The organism is Acidisoma sp., assembly GCF_965199065.1.
GTDB lineage: Bacteria > Pseudomonadota > Alphaproteobacteria > Acetobacterales > Acetobacteraceae > Acidisoma.
Window position 1 is genome coordinate 1,604,938 of record NZ_CBDAQN010000003.1, and the last position, 17,283, is coordinate 1,622,220.

The 17,283-nt window shown below is 66.6% G+C and carries 15 protein-coding genes; 12 read left to right on the forward strand and 3 right to left on the reverse strand.

Features of this window, described 5'->3' with window-relative positions:
- The first annotated feature begins 3 nt into the window (after positions 1–3).
- The 3 genes from ettA (at position 4) to ACOEQ1_RS15635 (ending at position 3,098) form a co-directional block, all read left to right on the forward strand.
- Positions 4–1,683: an energy-dependent translational throttle protein EttA gene (gene ettA, locus ACOEQ1_RS15625; protein WP_419760159.1), complete on the forward strand. Its 1,680-nt coding sequence runs from the start codon at positions 4–6 to the stop codon at positions 1,681–1,683.
- A 75-nt stretch (positions 1,684–1,758) separates the two neighbouring features.
- Positions 1,759–2,346, forward strand: coding sequence for a GNAT family N-acetyltransferase (locus tag ACOEQ1_RS15630; protein ID WP_419760160.1), 588 nt, complete (start codon positions 1,759–1,761; stop codon positions 2,344–2,346).
- A 170-nt stretch (positions 2,347–2,516) separates the two neighbouring features.
- Positions 2,517–3,098, forward strand: coding sequence for a DUF1013 domain-containing protein (locus ACOEQ1_RS15635; RefSeq protein WP_419760161.1), 582 nt, complete (start codon positions 2,517–2,519; stop codon positions 3,096–3,098).
- A 53-nt stretch (positions 3,099–3,151) separates the two neighbouring features.
- On the opposite strand, the gene ACOEQ1_RS15640 is transcribed toward ACOEQ1_RS15635, so the two are convergent.
- Complete coding sequence (locus ACOEQ1_RS15640; RefSeq protein ID WP_419760162.1) at positions 3,152–3,328, reverse strand: YdcH family protein; 177 nt, start codon at positions 3,326–3,328, stop codon at positions 3,152–3,154.
- Between the two features lie 184 nt (positions 3,329–3,512).
- Here ACOEQ1_RS15640 and ACOEQ1_RS15645 point away from each other — a divergent pair, with 184 nt between their 5' ends.
- The 8 genes from ACOEQ1_RS15645 to ACOEQ1_RS15680 all read left to right on the forward strand — a co-directional run bounded on the left by ACOEQ1_RS15645 (position 3,513) and on the right by ACOEQ1_RS15680 (position 10,964).
- Entirely contained in the window at positions 3,513–3,716 is a 204-nt protein-coding gene (locus tag ACOEQ1_RS15645) for a YdcH family protein (protein ID WP_419760163.1), read from the forward strand.
- A 53-nt stretch (positions 3,717–3,769) separates the two neighbouring features.
- On the forward strand, positions 3,770–4,237 hold the full coding sequence (gene purE, locus ACOEQ1_RS15650) for a 5-(carboxyamino)imidazole ribonucleotide mutase (RefSeq protein ID WP_419760164.1): 468 nt from the start codon (positions 3,770–3,772) through the stop codon (positions 4,235–4,237).
- The gene (locus ACOEQ1_RS15655) at positions 4,237–5,391 is read left to right on the forward strand and encodes a 5-(carboxyamino)imidazole ribonucleotide synthase (RefSeq protein ID WP_419760165.1); all 1,155 of its coding nucleotides are present in this window, start codon (positions 4,237–4,239) and stop codon (positions 5,389–5,391) included. The genes purE and ACOEQ1_RS15655 overlap by 1 nt, the downstream gene beginning before the upstream one ends.
- Before the next feature lie 47 nt (positions 5,392–5,438).
- On the forward strand, positions 5,439–7,388 hold the full coding sequence (thrS, locus tag ACOEQ1_RS15660) for a threonine--tRNA ligase (RefSeq protein ID WP_419760166.1): 1,950 nt from the start codon (positions 5,439–5,441) through the stop codon (positions 7,386–7,388).
- 148 nt (positions 7,389–7,536) lie between these two features.
- Positions 7,537–8,076: a translation initiation factor IF-3 gene (gene infC, locus ACOEQ1_RS15665; RefSeq protein ID WP_419760715.1), complete on the forward strand. Its 540-nt coding sequence runs from the start codon at positions 7,537–7,539 to the stop codon at positions 8,074–8,076.
- A gap of 88 nt (positions 8,077–8,164) precedes the next feature.
- Positions 8,165–9,982, forward strand: coding sequence for an allophanate hydrolase (gene atzF, locus ACOEQ1_RS15670; protein ID WP_419760167.1), 1,818 nt, complete (start codon positions 8,165–8,167; stop codon positions 9,980–9,982).
- A gap of 131 nt (positions 9,983–10,113) precedes the next feature.
- A complete protein-coding gene (gene infA, locus ACOEQ1_RS15675) occupies positions 10,114–10,332 on the forward strand; it encodes a translation initiation factor IF-1 (RefSeq protein ID WP_227307622.1) in 219 nt (72 codons plus the stop codon).
- A gap of 5 nt (positions 10,333–10,337) precedes the next feature.
- On the forward strand, positions 10,338–10,964 hold the full coding sequence (locus ACOEQ1_RS15680; protein ID WP_419760168.1) for a Maf family protein: 627 nt from the start codon (positions 10,338–10,340) through the stop codon (positions 10,962–10,964).
- On the opposite strand, the gene ahcY is transcribed toward ACOEQ1_RS15680, so the two are convergent.
- Positions 10,961–12,280, reverse strand: coding sequence for an adenosylhomocysteinase (gene ahcY / locus ACOEQ1_RS15685; RefSeq protein WP_419760169.1), 1,320 nt, complete (start codon positions 12,278–12,280; stop codon positions 10,961–10,963). The two genes, ACOEQ1_RS15680 and ahcY, sit on opposite strands and share 4 nt — an antisense overlap.
- Before the next feature lie 176 nt (positions 12,281–12,456).
- Between ahcY and ACOEQ1_RS15690 the strand changes: the two genes are divergently transcribed.
- The gene (locus ACOEQ1_RS15690; protein WP_419760170.1) at positions 12,457–15,882 is read left to right on the forward strand and encodes an acyl-[ACP]--phospholipid O-acyltransferase; all 3,426 of its coding nucleotides are present in this window, start codon (positions 12,457–12,459) and stop codon (positions 15,880–15,882) included.
- On the opposite strand, the gene ACOEQ1_RS15695 is transcribed toward ACOEQ1_RS15690, so the two are convergent.
- The gene (locus tag ACOEQ1_RS15695) at positions 15,870–17,279 is read right to left on the reverse strand and encodes an amidase (protein WP_419760171.1); all 1,410 of its coding nucleotides are present in this window, start codon (positions 17,277–17,279) and stop codon (positions 15,870–15,872) included. The genes ACOEQ1_RS15690 and ACOEQ1_RS15695 overlap by 13 nt on opposite strands.
- Positions 17,280–17,283 lie beyond the last annotated feature (4 nt).

A 17,283-nucleotide genomic window follows, 5' to 3' on the forward strand; every position in this document is an offset into this window, starting at 1 on the left:
CCCATGGCCGCCTATCAATATGTCTATGTGATGAAGGATGTGACCAAGGCCTATCCAGGCGGCCGCGAGGTCTTCAAGGGCATCACCCTCTCCTTCCTTCCCGGCGTGAAGATTGGCGTGCTCGGCGTCAACGGCGCGGGCAAGTCCACCCTGCTCAAGATCATGGCGGGCGTCGAAAAGGAATTTGGCGGCGAGGCCTGGGCGGCCGATGGCGTCCGTATCGGCTACCTCGAACAGGAGCCGCAGCTCGACGCCACCAAGACCGTCGGCGAGAACGTGGCCGAAGCCTTCGCCGTGGTGAAGGCGGCGCTGACCCGCTTCAACGCCATCTCCGAGCGCTTCATGGAGCCCATGGAGGACGACGAGATGAACGACCTCCTCGCCGAGCAGGCCAGCCTGCAGGAGAAGATCGACGCCGGCGATGGCTGGGAGATGGATCGCCGCATCGAGATCGCGCTCGACGCCCTCCGTTGCCCACCGGCAGACAGCGACGTGACCAAGCTCTCGGGCGGCGAGCGGCGACGGGTCGCCCTATGCCGCCTGCTGCTGGAGAAGCCCGACCTCCTGCTGCTCGACGAGCCGACCAACCATCTGGACGCCGAGAGCGTCGCCTGGCTGGAGCACACCCTGCGCGAATTCGCGGGCACGGTCATGATCATCACCCATGACCGCTACTTCCTCGACAACGTGACCAACTGGATTCTCGAGATCGAGCGTGGGCGCGGCTATCCGTTCGAGGGCAACTACTCCTCCTGGCTCGACCAGAAGCGGAAGCGCCTCAAGCAGGAGGAAAAGGAGGAGAGTGCGCGGCAAAGGGCGCTCGCAGCGGAATCCGAATGGATCCAGTCTTCGCCGCGCGCTCGCCAGACCAAGAGCCAGGCGCGCATCAAGCGCTATGAGGAGATGCTGCAGGAGAGCCAGGAGCGGCTGACGGGTATAGCCGAAATCGTCATCCCACCCGGACCGCGGCTCGGCGGCACGGTCATCGAGGCCGACAAGCTCCGCAAAGGCTTCGGCAACCGGCTGCTCATCGAGGATCTCGACTTCAAGCTGCCGCCCGGTGGCATCGTCGGCGTCATCGGCCCCAACGGCGCCGGCAAGTCCACGCTCTTCCGTATGATCGTCGGGCAGGAGGAGCCGGATGGCGGCGCCCTCAAGATCGGCGAAACCGTGAAGCTCGGCTACGTGGACCAATCGCGGGATACCCTCGACGCGAACAAGAGCGTCTGGGAGGAGATCTCGGGCGGCACCGACGTGATCCATCTGGGTAAGCGCACCGTCGCCTCCCGCGCCTACGTCGGAGCCTTCAACTTCAAGGGTTCGGACCAGCAGAAGAAGGTCGGCATCCTCTCGGGCGGCGAGCGCAACCGCGTGCACCTCGCCAAGATGCTGCGGACTGAGGCCAACGTCATCCTGCTCGACGAGCCGACCAACGACCTCGACGTGGACACGCTGCGGGCGCTGGAGGAGGCGCTCTCGGAATTTCCGGGTTGCGCGGTGATCATCAGCCATGACCGCTGGTTCCTCGACCGGCTCGCGACGCACATCCTGGCCTTTGAAGGCGACAGCCGCGTCGAGTGGTTCGAGGGCAATTTCCAGGCCTATGAAGAGGATAAGCGACGTCGTCTGGGCGCCCAGGCGACCGAGCCGCACCGGATCAAGTATCGCCCCCTGGCGCGTTAGGTTCGGGGGCTGCCTACTGCCCGTTCCAGTGCACGGACGGGTGGACGGGCGCGGCAAGCGATCCACATTCGGCCCATGATGACGCAAGACAAGTGGTGGAACCCGGTCTGGGTGCTGCGGACGGGACGCATGGTGATGCGGCCCGTCGCCGGGTTCGATGCGCCAGCGATCGCAGCCCTGAAGGCGGATCCGCAGGCCTTCGCCATGATGCTCGGCGGCGTGCGCAACCAGCGCGAGGCGGCCGAAGAACTGGCCGAGGACATCCGCGCCTGGGGCGCCTGGGGCATCGGGCTATGGTCGGCCCGTGACATTGAAACCGAAGCCTTCTACGGCATTGCCGGGATCGCGCGCCGGGCGGATGGCCGGGGCATGGCGCTGCGCTTCGCGTTCTGGCCGGAGGCCCGGGGGCATGGCCTGGCGCGCGAGGCTGCCCTGGCCGCTCTCCGCTTCGCGCATGAGCGCGCCGGGCTGACCCGTATCATCGCGGTGGCGCGGGAAGGCAATATGGCGTCCCGCATGCTGCTGACGAGCGTCGGGATGCGGGAGGAACCAGAAAACGCCTTCTGGCGAGATGGCTACCATATGCTGGTCCATGCCAGTGAATTGGGGGCCATTTCCCGGCCGCACCACCATCCCGAGGCCCCCTCCGCCCGGGCTGCCTGAGGGTCGGCGTTCGTGTCGGGTCAGCGATTTTCAGTCGTCTGACCCTCCTGCAGAACAGCAATTCGTAGCTTGACCCGCATTAACGGCGGCGTCCATATCCGCTGAGATCCGGACATGAACCGCTTACCCCCTCATCCGCGTCCGCGCGGGTGACATCAGGTGCTTCGACAATGACACTTCCTTTGATGCCAAAAGCCACTGCCGTCTGGCTGATAGACAAGACCGCCCTCACCTTCGACCAGATCGCCGAATTCTGCGGCATGCACCCGCTGGAGGTTCAGGCCATCGCCGATGGCGAGGTCGCTCAGGGGATCATGGGCTACGATCCTGTGGCCAACAGCCAGGTGACTGCCCAGGACATCGAGCGCTGCGAGGCTGACCCAAATGCGCGGCTGCGCATCATGGCGTCCAGCAACCCCAATCCAAAGAAGGCGCGCGGCGGCCGCTACACGCCGGTTGCTAAACGGAATGATCGGCCCGACGCTATCGCGTTCCTCATCCGCAATTATCCGCAGCTGTCGGAGTTGCAGCTCTCGAAGCTGCTCGGCACCACGAAGGAGACGATCCAGAAGGTGCGCGAGCGCAGCCATTGGAACAGCGCCAACATCAAGCCGCGCGATCCGGTGATCCTTGGGCTTTGCAAGCAGAGCGACCTCAACGATGCGATTGCACAGGCGAACGAGCGCCTGACGCGTGAGGGACGGGCTGTGCCGCCACCTCCGCCGCCGATGCCCGAAACCGACGCCGCCTAGGGGCTTGTCTTCATCATCCGCCGGCTTGGCCGGCGGATGATCGCGGGTTCAGCTCAGTGGCTGTCGCGTTCGGAAAGCCGGACCATTTCCTCCTTTAGTCGAAGCTTCTCGCGCTTGAGCAGCCCCATTGTCTCGCTGTCCGGCGCGGGACGACGGTCCTCGGAAGCGATACGCGCCTCCAGATCGGCATGACGGTCCTTGAGGGTCTCGATGCGGGCCTGCAGAGTCATGAGAACTCCTGTGTTACAAGCTTCGTGATGAACAATCTGCCATGACCGTTACGTCTCGGCAGATCCATGACGCTACCCCTTTCGCGCCGCCGCAAGCCAGCACCAACGACACACAGAATCGCGATTGTCTGCCTTCATTTGGTGAGGGTATGAGGTGGCTACCGCCCGTGTTAAGCACCCTGCCATGCTCTCTGACCGTGACACGCTGCTCCGCCGCCTTCATGAGCTTCGTAGTGAGCACCGCGACCTCGATACGGTGATCATACGTTTGAGCGATCTCGGCGGGCAGGATCAGCTTGGTGTGCAGCGCCTCAAGAAGCGCAAACTGGTCCTCAAGGATGAGATTGCCAAGCTGGAAAGCCGCCTCATCCCCGACAGCATTGCCTGACCGCCGCCATGACGACAGAAGCCGCGGTTCCCAGACCGCTTGTGGGAATCATCATGGGCAGCCAGTCGGACTGGGCGACCATGCGGAACGCCGCCGAGACGCTGGCGGCGCTGCATGTGCCCTACGAGACGCGCATCGTCTCCGCCCATCGCACGCCGGACCGGCTGGCGGAGTATGCGAAAACCGCGCGCAGCCGCGGCCTGCGGGTGATCGTGGCAGGTGCCGGGGGCGCTGCTCATCTTCCCGGCATGTGCGCCGCCTGGACCATCCTCCCCGTCATGGGCGTGCCCGTCGAAAGCCATGCACTCAAGGGAATGGACAGCCTGCTCTCCATCGTTCAGATGCCGGGCGGCGTGCCTGTCGGCACCTTCGCCATCGGCCGCGCCGGGGCCATCAACGCGGCCCTCGCCGCCGCCGCCATTCTCGCGCTCACGGATGAGGCCCTCGCCGAGCGCCTCGAAGCGTGGCGCGCCGCGCAGACCGAGGGCGTCGCCCATGAACCCCAGGAGGAGCCGGGCTGATGCTGCCGCCCGGCCGAACCATCGGCATCGTCGGCGGTGGCCAGCTTGGCCGGATGTCGGCCATCGCCGCCGCCCGCCTCGGCTACCGCGCTCACATCCTCACCGAGGAGGCGCATGGGCCGGCCGCGCAGGTTTCAGCCGGCGTCACCGTCGGCGGCTATGACGACCCCGAGGCGTTGCGCGCCTTCGCCGCCGCCGTCGACGTCATCACCTTCGAGTTCGAGAACGTCAGCGCCGAAGGCCTGGACCTGCTGGCCGGGCTGCGACCGGTGCATCCCTCGCCGCAAATCCTCGGCATCAGCCAGGACCGCTTGGCCGAGAAAACCTTCCTCAACGCGCATGGCGCCGCGACCGCTCCCTGGGCGGAGGTCAGCGACGACGCCAGCCTGGACGCTGCCATCGCCCGCATCGGCCTGCCGGCCATCCTCAAGACCACCCGCCTCGGCTATGACGGGCGCGGGCAGGCGCGCGTCGCCACCCGCGCGGAAGCCGTGGCCGCCTTTGCCCGCCTGGAGCCGAAGCCTCTGGTGCTTGAGGGCACGGTGGATTTTGCTTGCGAGATCAGCGTGGTGGTTGCGCGCGGTGCGGACGGGCAGATGACGAGCTTCGACCCCGTCGAGAACCAACACGCCCACGGCATCCTCGATCTTACCTTTGCTCCGGCTCGCATTCCCGAGGAGACGGCGGATCGCGCGACGGCTCTTGGGCGACAGGTGGCAGAGGCGCTCGGACTCGTCGGGCTGCTCGCGGTCGAGATGTTCGTCGATCGCGACGGGAGCCTGCGCGTCAACGAGATCGCGCCGCGGCCGCACAACTCCGGGCATTGGACGATCGAAGCCTGTCCCGTCAGCCAGTTCGAGATGCACATCCGCGCCGTCGCCGGCCTGCCATTGCCGCCTGCCGCGCGCCATTCGGATGCGGTGATGAAGAACCTCATCGGGCCGGACGACGTGGCTCTGTGGCCCGAGATCCTCGCGACGCCCGGCCTCATTCCGCATCACTACGGCAAGGCGGAGGCGCGCCCCGGCCGCAAGATGGGCCACGTCACGCGGTTATTCCCACGCGGAAGCTTGCCGGGGCCTTTCGGCATTGCCGCCGCACTTGGCCGCCTCGCGCCGGTCGAGGGTTGCGACCTTCCAGACGAGAGGCCATAGAAAACGCCCGCCAAGCCGGCGGTCCCGTTTGAACCGAGAGAACTGCCATGCCCGCCATCACCCTGCCTGACGGCTCCGTGCGCCACTTCGCGGGTCCCGTCACCGGCACCACGGTGGCGGCCGACATCGGCCCCGGCCTCGCCCGCGCAGCTCTAGCCATGAAGCTCGACGGCAAACTCGTCGATCTGTCGCGCGAGATCGAGCAGGACGCCGCGGTAACCTTCGTCACGCGGAAAGACCCCGAGGCGCTGGAGATGATCCGGCACGACACGGCGCATGTCCTGGCCGAGGCGGTGCAGTCGCTCTTCCCCGGCACGCAGGTGACGATCGGCCCCTCGATCGAAAACGGCTTCTATTATGATTTCGCCCGCAACGAGCCTTTCACGCTGGAGGACCTGCCGGCGATCGAGGCCCGCATGCGCGAGATCATCGCCCGCAACGCGCCCTTCCGGCGCGAGGTATGGGACCGGGACGAGGCCATCGCCTTCTTCCAATCCAAGGGCGAGCGCTACAAGGCCGAGCTGATCCAGGATCTGCCGGTCACGGAGACGATCACCCTCTACGCGCAGGGCGACTGGATCGATCTTTGCCGCGGTCCGCACATGCGCGGCACGGGCGATGTCGGCACGGCCTTCAAGCTGCAGAAGGTCGCGGGCGCGTACTGGCGCGGCGATCACCGCAACGCCATGCTCAGCCGCATCTACGGCACGGCCTGGCGCGACCAGAAGGAGCTCGACGCCTACCTCAAGATGCTGGAGGAGGCGGAGCGCCGCGACCATCGCCGTATCGGAAAGGCGATGGACCTGTTCCATATGCAGCAGGAGGCGCAGGGCTCCGTCTTCTGGCACCCGAAGGGCTGGCGCCTGTACCGGACGGTGGAGGCCTACATGCGCCGCCGGCTGGAAGCGGGCGGCTACGAGGAAGTAAAGACGCCCCAGCTCGTCGACCGCGCGTTGTGGGAGGCCTCCGGCCACTGGGAGAAGTTCCGCCAGAACATGTTCATCGCGACGGTGGAGGAGGAGCCGGACGTCACGCTCGCCCTCAAGCCGATGAACTGCCCCTGCCACGTGCAGATCTTCAACCAGGGCCTGCGCTCCTACCGCGAGCTGCCCTGGCGGATGGCGGAGTTCGGCTCCTGCCATCGCTACGAGCCGTCGGGCGCGCTGCACGGCATCATGCGGGTGCGCGCCTTCACCCAGGACGACGCCCATATCTTCTGCACGGAAGACCAGATCACGAGCGAAACCGTTCGGTTCGTCGCTCTGCTTTCCTCGATCTACAAGGATCTCGGCTTCGATACGTTCCGGGTGAAATTCTCGGACCGGCCAGACATGCGCGCCGGCACGGATGCGGTTTGGGATCAGGCCGAGACTGCGTTGAAGCGCGCCTGCGCCGAGGCCGGCGTGGACTACGAGGTCAACCCCGGCGAGGGCGCCTTCTACGGCCCCAAGCTGGAATTCGTGCTGCGGGATGCGATCGGCCGCGACTGGCAATGCGGCACGCATCAGGTCGACTTCGTGCTGCCCGAGCGCCTCGGCGCCGAGTATATCGGCGAGGACGGCGCGCGGCACCGGCCCGTCATGCTGCACCGGGCGATCCTCGGCAGCTTCGAGCGTTTCCTCGGCATCCTGATCGAGCAATACGCTGGCCGCTTCCCGTTATGGCTGGCGCCGGTGCAGGTCGTCGTGGCACCGATCGTCTCCGATGCGAATGGCTATGCCGAGGAGGTCGCGGGTCTGCTGCGGGCGCGGGGGCTGAGCGTTTCGCTCGATCTCCGCAACGAGAAGATCAACGCCAAGGTGCGCGAGCACAGCCTCGCCCATGTGCCGGTGATCGCGGTCGTCGGCCGGCGGGAGGCGGAGCAGCGGCAGGTGAGCCTGCGGCGGCTCGGCTCCGAGGCGCAGGAGGTCATGGCGCTCGATGCGGCTGTCACCCAGCTTGCCAAAGAGGGACTGGCGCCTGACTTGCGCGTTCCGGACTTGGAGGTGGCCGCGTAACAACGCAGGCTTGATAACGCGGGCCTTGCAGAGACAGGCAACATTCTACGATATAATGCGGTGGCAAGGTGGTTATGGCTGCGCTCCGGGCTTCCGGGTCGCGCCGACCGCCTTTCGATCGTTTCGGAAACTATGACAGGAGAGATCCATCCCTAGACCGCCCCAAGGCACTACTCCGACGCGAGGCGATGGCCCGCGCGTGAATGAGGAAATCCGAGTCCCCCAGGTCCGTTTGATCGACCAGGACGGCGAGATGCTCGGCGTCATGACTGCTCGAGAGGCGCTGCAGCGCGCCTTCCAGGTTGGTCTTGACCTGCTGGAAATCAGCCCGAACGCCGAACCGCCGGTCGTCAAGATCCTGGACTTCGGCAAGTTCAAATATGAACAGCAAAAAAAGAAGAACGAGGCCAAGAAGAAGCAGAAAGTCATCGAGATCAAAGAGATCAAGGTGCGCCCCAATATCGACGAGAACGACTACCAAGTGAAGCTCCGCGCCATGAAGGCCTTCATCGATGAAGGCGACAAGGTGAAGGTGACGCTCCGCTTCCGTGGTCGCGAAATGGCTCACCAGGACATCGGGGTCAGGGTGCTGGAGCGTATCCGGGCGGATATGGATGTGCAGACGAAGGTCGAGCAAATGCCGCGCATGGAAAACCGCCAGATGGTCATGGTGCTGACGCCACGTTAACCGAGCGGGCGGCGGGCCCAGTGTCTCGCTGGCCTTGTTCTTGTATGGGTCGGCCCCGGTTTAAGCGTGTGCTGGATCGGGGTCGACCATGACTGCATCAGCCTTGGATATCGCGCGCCTCCGTGCCTCCTATGAGGCTGGCGACATCACCCCGCGTGACATGATCGCCGAGGTCCTCGCGCGCATCGCCGCTCTCAACGACGACGCCATCTGGATCTCGCGCCGTCCGGACGCGGATCTCTTGGCCGAGGCCGAGCAACTCGGCAACCGCTTCGCCGACCGCGCCGAATTTCCCCTCTACGGCATTCCGTTCGCGGTCAAAGACAATATCGATGTCGCCGGGCTGCCGACGACGGCGGCATGCCATGCATACGAGTACCGGCCACCGGATTCGGCGCCGGTTGTGGAGAGGCTGATCGCCGCCGGCGCCATCGTCATCGGAAAGACCAACCTCGATCAGTTCGCGACCGGCCTCGTCGGCGTCCGCTCCCCCTACGGCGTGCCGCGTAACACCTTCGACCCCGCCATGGTTCCGGGTGGGTCGAGTTCCGGCTCGGCCGTCGCCGTCGCGGCCGGGCTGGTGAGTTTCGCCCTCGGCACCGATACGGCAGGCTCCGGACGGGTTCCGGCTGCATTCAACAATCTTGTCGGCCTGAAGCCGACGCGGGGCCTGCTCAGCAACCGCGGCATGGTGCCCGCCTGCCGGTCGCTCGACTGCATCTCCATCTTCGCGCTGACCGTGCGCGATGCGGTGACGGTGCTGGATGTCGCGCAAGGTTTCGACGAGTTGGACGCCTATTCCCGCCTCCAGCCCGCCGGGTTCCGCGCGGCGCTGCGGTCTGCTCCGGCGGCCTTCACCTTCGCCGTGCCGCATCAGGCGCAGCTTGAGTTCTTCGGCGACGTCGAGGCGCAGACGCTGTTTGCGGAAGCCGTCTCACGCGCGGAGGCCCTCGGCGGCACGCGGGTGGAAATCGACTTCGCGCCCTGGATCGAGGTCGCCAGCCTGCTCTACGGACTTTGGACCGCCGAGCGGACCGCGGCGATCGGGCCGCTGCTGGCGGTGGAGCCCGACGTTCTGCACCCGGTGACCCGCAGGATCATCGAGGCTGGACTCGCGCCCAAGGCCGTCGAGACCTTCGAGGCGCAGTATCGTCTGCAGGAGCTGACCCAGGCCATCCGCCCGGTCTGGGACAGCGTGGACTGTCTGCTGGTTCCGACCACGGGCACCGCCTTCAGCCTCGCCGAGCTTGCGGCGGAGCCGATCGCCCGCAACAGCGACCTTGGCTACTACACGAACTTCACCAACCTGCTCGACCTCGCCGCCATCGCTGTGCCCGGCGGCTTCAAGGCAAGCGGTTTCCCGGTCGGCGTCACCCTCATCGGGCCGGCCTGGCACGATGCGAAGCTCGCAGCCCTCGGCCACGCCATGCATCAGGCGATGGGTGGGCCGCTCGGGGCCACCGGCCAACCCCAGCCACCATCTCCGGTGCCTAGCGCCGCGATCGCCACCTACCCCGCCGTCGACCTCGCCGTGTTCGGGGCCCATCTGTCCGGCGGGGCTCTCAACCCGCAGTTGCGGAGCATGGGAGGCCGGTTCGTCCGGCGATGCCATACGGCGGCGCGCTACCGCATGGTCGCCTTGCCGGGAGAAATCCTCCGCCCCGGACTGATCGACGCCGGCGACGAGGGCCGCTCCATCCAGGGCGAGATCTGGTCTCTGCCGGCGACGTCGCTTGCCGCTTTCCTGGCGACCATCGCTCGGCCGCTGGGGCTCGGCACGGTCCAGCTGACAGGGGACGAAAGCTGCCTCGGCTTCATCTGCGAGGGAGGCGCGCTGGTCGCTGGAGCCACCGATGTCAGCCATTTCGGCTTCTGGCCGGCCTACCTGCAGTCCCTCGCCGGCTGAGGCCACCCGCCGTCCCCGATGGTGGCCGGTGTATGCGCTTGTCTGGGCGGCGCGTCTCCAGCTTGACCACGACGTGCCAGAGCGCCATTTAACCTTCGCAATCTTATCTTTCGAAGGAATATGACCGGTAAATGTCAAAAGAAGACATGATCGAATTCAGTGGAATGGTGGCGGAGCTTCTGCCCAACGCCATGTTCCGGGTGAAGCTCGACAATGATCATGTGATCCTCGCCCATACCAGTGGCAAGATGCGCAAGAACCGCATCCGTGTTCTGGCCGGCGATCGGGTCAACGTGGAGATGACGCCCTACGACCTGACAAAGGGCCGCATCACCTTTCGGTTCAAATAACGTCGTTGCCAACCAGCGGTCTGGTTCTGGCCTCGGCCAGTCCCCGCCGCCGCGAACTTCTCGCTCAGATTGGCATCGTCCCTGAGCGGATCGTCGCTCCGGACGTCGACGAGACGCCGCGGCGGCATGAACTCCCCCGGGATTACGTTCAGAGGGTCGCCCGCAGCAAGGCAGCCGCCGTCACGGGCGCGGTTGTTCTCGCGGCGGATACCGCTGTTGCCGCGGGACGTCGCATCCTCCCGAAAGCTGAAACCGAGGCCGAAGCCCGCGCCTGCCTCGGCATCCTGTCCGGCAGGCGGCATCGCGTATACACAGCCGTCGTCGTCGCCGACGCCTCCGGCGTGATCCGGGAGCGGATCGTCGATAGCGTCGTCACCTTCGCCCGGCTGACGCTGGCGGACATCGACATGTATATGGCTGGGGGTGAGTGGCGCGGTAAAGCGGGTGGCTACGGCATCCAGGGCGAGGCTGCACGCTTCATCCGCTTCCTGTCCGGCAGTTATTCCGGCGTCGTCGGCCTGCCGTTGTTCGAGACAGCCCAGCTATTGCGGTCTTACAATGTATGGCCCGTGCGGGACGAGCTGGCGACCGCCAACCCGTCCCTCCCGGAGCCTATCGCGACGACGTTCTAGTAGCGGTAGAGGTCGTGCTTGAACGGCCCGTTGACGCTTTGGGCGCCGATATACTCCGCCTGCTTCGGGCTCAGCTTGGTCAGTGCCGCGCCGACCTTGGCCAGATGCAACGCCGCAACCTTCTCGTCGAGAACCTTCGGCAGCGTATAGACCCGCTTCTCGTAGGTTCCTGGCCGCGCCGTCCACAGCTCGATCTGCGCCAGCACCTGGTTGGTGAAGGAGGCTGACATCACGAAGCTCGGATGGCCCGTGGCGTTGCCAAGGTTCACCAGACGCCCCTCGCTAAGCACGATCAGACGCTTGGTGTCGGGGAAGACGACCTCGTCGACCTGCGGCTTCACATTCTCCCAGCGGTAATTGCGCAGCGCCTCGATCTGAATCTCGCTGTCGAAATGCCCGATGTTGCAGACGATGGCGCGGTTCTTCATCGCCCGCATATGCTCGATCGTGATGACGTCGATATTGCCCGTGGCGGTCACGAAGATGTCGCCGCGCGGGGCGGCATCCTCCATCGTCACGACCTCATAGCCCTCCATCGCCGCCTGCAGGGCGCAGATGGGATCGGCCTCGGTCACCAGCACCCGGCAGCCGCCGTTGCGCAGGCTCGCGGCCGAACCCTTACCCACGTCCCCAAACCCGGCAACAACCGCAACCTTGCCGGCCAGCATCACGTCCGTGCCGCGCCGGATGGCGTCGACCAGGCTCTCCCGGCAGCCATAGAGGTTGTCGAATTTCGACTTCGTCACGCTGTCGTTCACGTTGATCGCCGGAACCCGCAGCGTCCCCGCCTTCGCCATCTCCCACAGCCGGTGCACGCCAGTCGTCGTTTCCTCGGAGATGCCGCGCACATCGGCCATCATCGCGGGGTATTTCTCGTGCATGAGAACGGTGAGGTCACCGCCGTCATCGAGGATCATGTTCGGCGTCCAGCCGTCCGGGCCGCGCACCGTCTGCTCGATGCACCACCAGAACTCCTCCTCGTTCATGCCCTTCCAGGCAAAAACCGGGATGCCGGCGGCCGCGACACCCGCCGCCGCGTGATCCTGCGTCGAGAAGATGTTGCAGGAGGACCAGCGCACCGTTGCGCCAAGCGCCGTCAGCGTCTCGATCAGCACGGCGGTCTGGATCGTCATGTGCAGGCAGCCGGCGATACGCGCACCCGCCAGAGGTTTTGACTTGCCGTACTCATCGCGCAGCGCCATCAGGCCAGGCATCTCGTCCTCGGCCATGGAAATCTCCTTCCGGCCCCAGGACGCGAGGGAGATATCGTGAACCTTGTAGTCCTCGGCATGGGAAGCAATAGCGGTGTCGGGCATGGTTCTCTATTCCGTTCGTTCTCTATGCGGGGCATAGCCGAGCGCCCGCCTCAGGGAAACCTTTTCGACGCTGCCCGCGAGTAAAACGAGCCAGCCCTGCACGCAGCGCCCTCGCAGGTCAATCAGAAGTCGCCCAACCGGTTGCAACGGGCGCTGCTTAGGGAGGCCGACTGCCGATGATCCGTTCTCTTCTCGCCGAGCGGCGGTTCGCGCCTCTGTTCTGGTGCCAGTTTTTCGCCGCTTTCAATGACAATTTTCTTAAGAATGCCCTGCTGTTCCTGATCCTCTGGGGTGCGACAGGCGCGGCGGTGCACGGCGCGGCGCCCCATGGCGCGAACGCTCTCGTCACCCTGGCCGGCGCCTTCTTCGTTCTGCCCTTCTTCTTCCTCTCCGGGCTCGGCGGCGAGTTGGCGGATCGGCTCGACAAAGCTTTCCTCGCGCAGCGGATCAAGCTGGCGGAGCTAGCCGCGGCCGTCATCGCCGTGGTCGGCTTCCTGGCTCAGAGCGTGCCGATCCTGTTCGTGGCGCTGTTCACCTTCGGCACGCTCTCGGCGCTGTTCGGCCCGGTGAAATACGGCATCCTGCCCGACCATCTGCCAAAGGAGGAACTGCCGCAGGCCAACGCGCTGGTCGAGGGCGCGACCTTCATGGCGATCATCGGCGGCACCGTCGCCGGCGGTCTCGCCGCGACCTTCCCCGCCGGTCACTACGTGCTCGCCGTGGCGGTGATGGTCTTCGCGGTCTTCAGCTGGCTGGCCGCCCGGCTCATCCCGCCCACCGGGGAGGCCGCCCCCGATCTCCGCATCCAGCGCAATGTCTTCGCCTCCACCATCGGGCTCATCCGCGACCTCCGCGTCGATCAGCGCATCTGGCGGGCGAGCCTCGCCTCCAGCTGGTTCTGGCTGGTGGGCGCCATCGCGCTCGCCATGATGCCCGCCGTTGTCCAGCAGGAGCTCGGCGGCACCAAGGAGACGGCGACCCTTGCGCTCGTCGTGTTCTGCTTCGGCATCGCCATCGGCTCCCTGATCGCGGCCTGGCTCTCCGGCGGACGGGCGACGATGCTGCCTGCGGCCATCGGCACGTTGCTCATGGGCGTGTTTCTGATCGACATCGCAGCCGTGACCCACGGGCGCGTGCCGCATAGCGTGCCGATGCTGCTGCCGCGACTGATGCCCCACATCATTGTCGATCTTTTTGCGCTGTCGCTCGCCGGCGGCTTGCTCGCCGTACCGAGCTTCGCCGCCGTACAGGCCTGGGCGGGGCCGGACCGGCGCGCGCGATGCGTCGCCGGCGTCAACGTCATCTCCGCCGCCGCCATGGCTGTGGGCGCACTGATGATGTCGGGCCTCCTCGCCGTCGGCGTCGGCGTGCCATTGCTTTTTGCGGCCCTCGGCCTCGCCTGCTTCGCCTTCGGCGGCTGGATGCTCGTCACGCTGCCGACCGGCGGCCTTCGCGACGTCATGTGGATGATCTTCCGCATCGCCTACCGGATCGAGGTCGTGGGCGCAGACCATCTGGCGGAGGCCGGTCCGCGCTCCATCATAGCGCTGAATCATGTGAGCTGGCTCGATGCCGCGGTGGCGCTTGCCATTCTGGACCGGCCGCCGGTCTTCGCCATCGACAGCGACGTCGCGCAGATCTGGTGGGTGAAGCTGGCGCTGCGCTTCGTGGACGCAATTCCGCTCGACCCGGCCCGTCCCTTCGGCGCACGGCGCCTTATTCATGCGGTTCAGGAAGGCCGCAGCCTGGTGATCTTCCCCGAGGGCCGCATCACCGTCACCGGCAGCCTCATGAAGGTCTATGACGGTGCCGCGCTGATCGCCGCCCGTGCGGATGCGACCATCGTGCCGGTCCGCATTTCGGGGCTGGAGGCAACGCCCTTTTCACGCCTCGAGGCCGGACAGGTAAGGCAGCGCTGGTTTCCCCGCGTCCGCGTGACCATCCTCCGGCCCGAGCGCCTCGCGATAGACCCGTCGCCGCCCATCCGCCGCCGTCGCGAGGCAGGTGGCGCCGCACTCTATGCGGTGCTTTCCGACATGATCTGGCGCACGACGTCGACCGACTTCACGATCCCCCAGGCGGTGGCGGAGGCCGCCAGAATCCATGGCCGCGGGCGGGTCGCCGCGGAGGACCTGACCTCTGGCACCCTCACCTACCGGCGTCTGATGACTGGCGCCGCGGTGCTCGGGCGAGCGCTGGCGCCGCTCTCCGCGCCGGGTGACGCAGTCGGCGTGATGATGCCGAACGCCAACGCGACGATGGCGCTGGTGCTGGGCCTGATGTCCTCCGGACGGGTGCCGGCGATGCTGAACTTCACCGCGGGCCCGACCAATCTGCTCAACGCCTGCCGTGCGGCGCAGGTGCGCACGATCGTCACCTCGCGCGCCTTCATCGCCCGTGGGCAGCTTGAGAAACTGGTGGAAGGCCTGCAGGCGGGCGCGCCGGGCCTGCAGCTGAAGCTCGTCTACCTGGAGGACGTGCGGGACCGGATCGGCCTCGCCGACAAAGTACGCGGCATGTTGCAGGGCGGGCGACCCCTGGTCCGGCGGCAGCCGGACGATCCGGCGGCGATCATCTTCACTTCGGGTTCCGAGGGCACCCCGAAGGGCGTCGTCCTCAGCCATCGCAACATGCTGGCGAATGTTGCCCAGGTGGGGGCGCGCATCGAATACGGTCGCACCGACAAGGTGTTCGGCGTCCTGCCGCTTTTCCACTCGATCGGCATGACCTGCGGCCTTGTGCTGCCGCTGATCTACGGCGTGCCGGTGTTCATGTATCCCACGCCGCTGCACTACAAGGCGATCCCGGAGCTCATCTACAAGACGAACGCCACCGTGCTCATCGGCACCGATACCTTCCTGATGGGCTACGCACGCACCGCCAACGCCTATGACTTCCGCTCCTTGCGCTATGTGGTTGCCGGAGCGGAACCGGTGAAGGCCGCGACCCAGGCGCTCTACCTCGAGAAGTTCGGCCTCCGTCTGCTGGAAGGCTACGGCGTCACGGAGACGGGACCGGTGCTGGCCCTCAACACGCCGATGTTCAACCGGTTCGGAACCGTCGGGCGGCTGCTGCCGGGGGTCGAGCACCGGCTGGAGGCCGTCCCGGGCATCGACATCGGCGGGCGCCTCCACGCTCGCGGGCCGAACATCATGCTCGGCTACGTGCGCGCCGAACGGCCTGGCGTGCTGGAGCCGCCACCCGACGGCTGGCACGACACCGGCGATATCGTCGCCATCGACGAGGACGGCTTCGTGTCGATCAAGGGCCGGGCCAAGCGCTTCGCCAAGCTCGGCGGGGAGATGATCTCTCTGGCCGCCATCGAGACGCTGGCGCACGATCTGTGGCCGGAGGCGATGTCCGCCGCATCGACCGTGCCCGACGCGCGCAAGGGCGAGCGCATCATCCTGCTGACTGAGCAGCGGGACGCCGATCGCGCCGCGCTCCTTACCTATTGGCGCTCGCGCGGGGCAACGGAGCTGATGGTGCCGGCCGAGGTGCGCGTCGTCGACGCCTTGCCGCTGCTCGGCTCGGGAAAGATCGACTTCCCTGGGGTGCAGCGGATGGCCGAGCGGCTGACTGCCGCCTCTCAGGCTGCCTGAATGGCGGCCGCAATGGCGAGCACGCGGCCATCCTCGCCGCGCGGCCCGATGATCTGCAGGCCAACCGGCAATCCTTCGGCCAGGATCTCGGACCGGATCACCGCGGCGGGCGCCTGGGCGAGATTGACCGGGTAGCTGAAGCCGGCCCATTCGGTCCAGCGCTTGAGGCCCGACCCTGGCGGCACCTCGTTGCCCACAGCGAACGGCAGCACGGCGCAGGCGGGCGAGAGGGTGGCGTCATACCCGGCCAGCAGCCGGTCGAAGGCCGCACCGAAGGCGGCCCGCCGGTTCTGCGCGCGGATGAGTGACACGGCCGAGATCGTGTTGCCTTCGGCGGCTATCTCCCGCAGGCCGGGATCGACCTCCGCCAGCGCCTCAGGCGGCAGCATGGCGAGACGGGCAGCGGCTCCCGAGAACCAATGCAGGTGGAACAGCCCCAGCAGATCCTCCTCGGGCGGCAGGACAACCGGCTCCAGCAGCGCTCCGGCCTGTTCCAGACCCGCCAGCACTCGCGCGAAAGCGGCGGCGACGGCAGGATCGACCAGACCGTCCGGCGGCCTGTTCCAGACGCCGAGCCGCAGACCCTTGAGGTGTGGCGGCGGCACCGTGTCGACCGCCGCGAAGGCGAGCGGGTTCTGGTACCAGTCTCGGAGATCACGTCCCGACATCGCCTGCAACATGAGCTGCGCGTCGGCGACGGTGCGGGTCATCGGCCCGATATGAGCCACAGTCCCAAAGGCGCTGGCGGGATAAGCCGGCACGCGGCTGAAAGTCGGCTTGTGGCCGACGATGCCGGTGAAGGCGGCCGGAACCCGGATCGATCCACCTCCGTCAGTGCCGAGATGCAATGCACCGGCACCGGTCGCCGCGGCGACGGCCGCTCCCCCCGAGGAACCGCCGGGCGTCACGTCCGCATTCCACGGGTTGCGGGTAATGCCTGTAAGCGGGCTGTCGGTCAGCGCCTTCCAGCCGAACTCGGGCGTGGTGGTGATCCCGATGAACACCGCGCCCGCGGCCCGCAGCAGGGCGACCGACGGCGCATCCTCAACGCAATCCGTTCCGGGCGCGCGCGAGCCGTAGCGCGTCACGCCGCCTTCGACCCAGACGATGTCCTTGATTGTGGTCGGAACGCCGTCGAGCGGCCCGAGCGGCTTCCCGGCCCGCCAGCGCTGCTCGGAGAGAGCGGCGGCCGCGATCGCTGGCTCATGTTCGATGCGCACGAAAGCGTTGAACTTGCGCTGAACGACCTCTGCCCGCACGAGCGCGGCGTGTATGACCTCCACCGGAGACGCCTCACCCTTAGCGTAGAGCTGGATGAGCGCCGTCGCCGGCAGCCGGCACAGATCGTCGGCGTCGGCTAGAGGATCACGCGCCTGGGGATCAACCGGCTGCGACATCCAA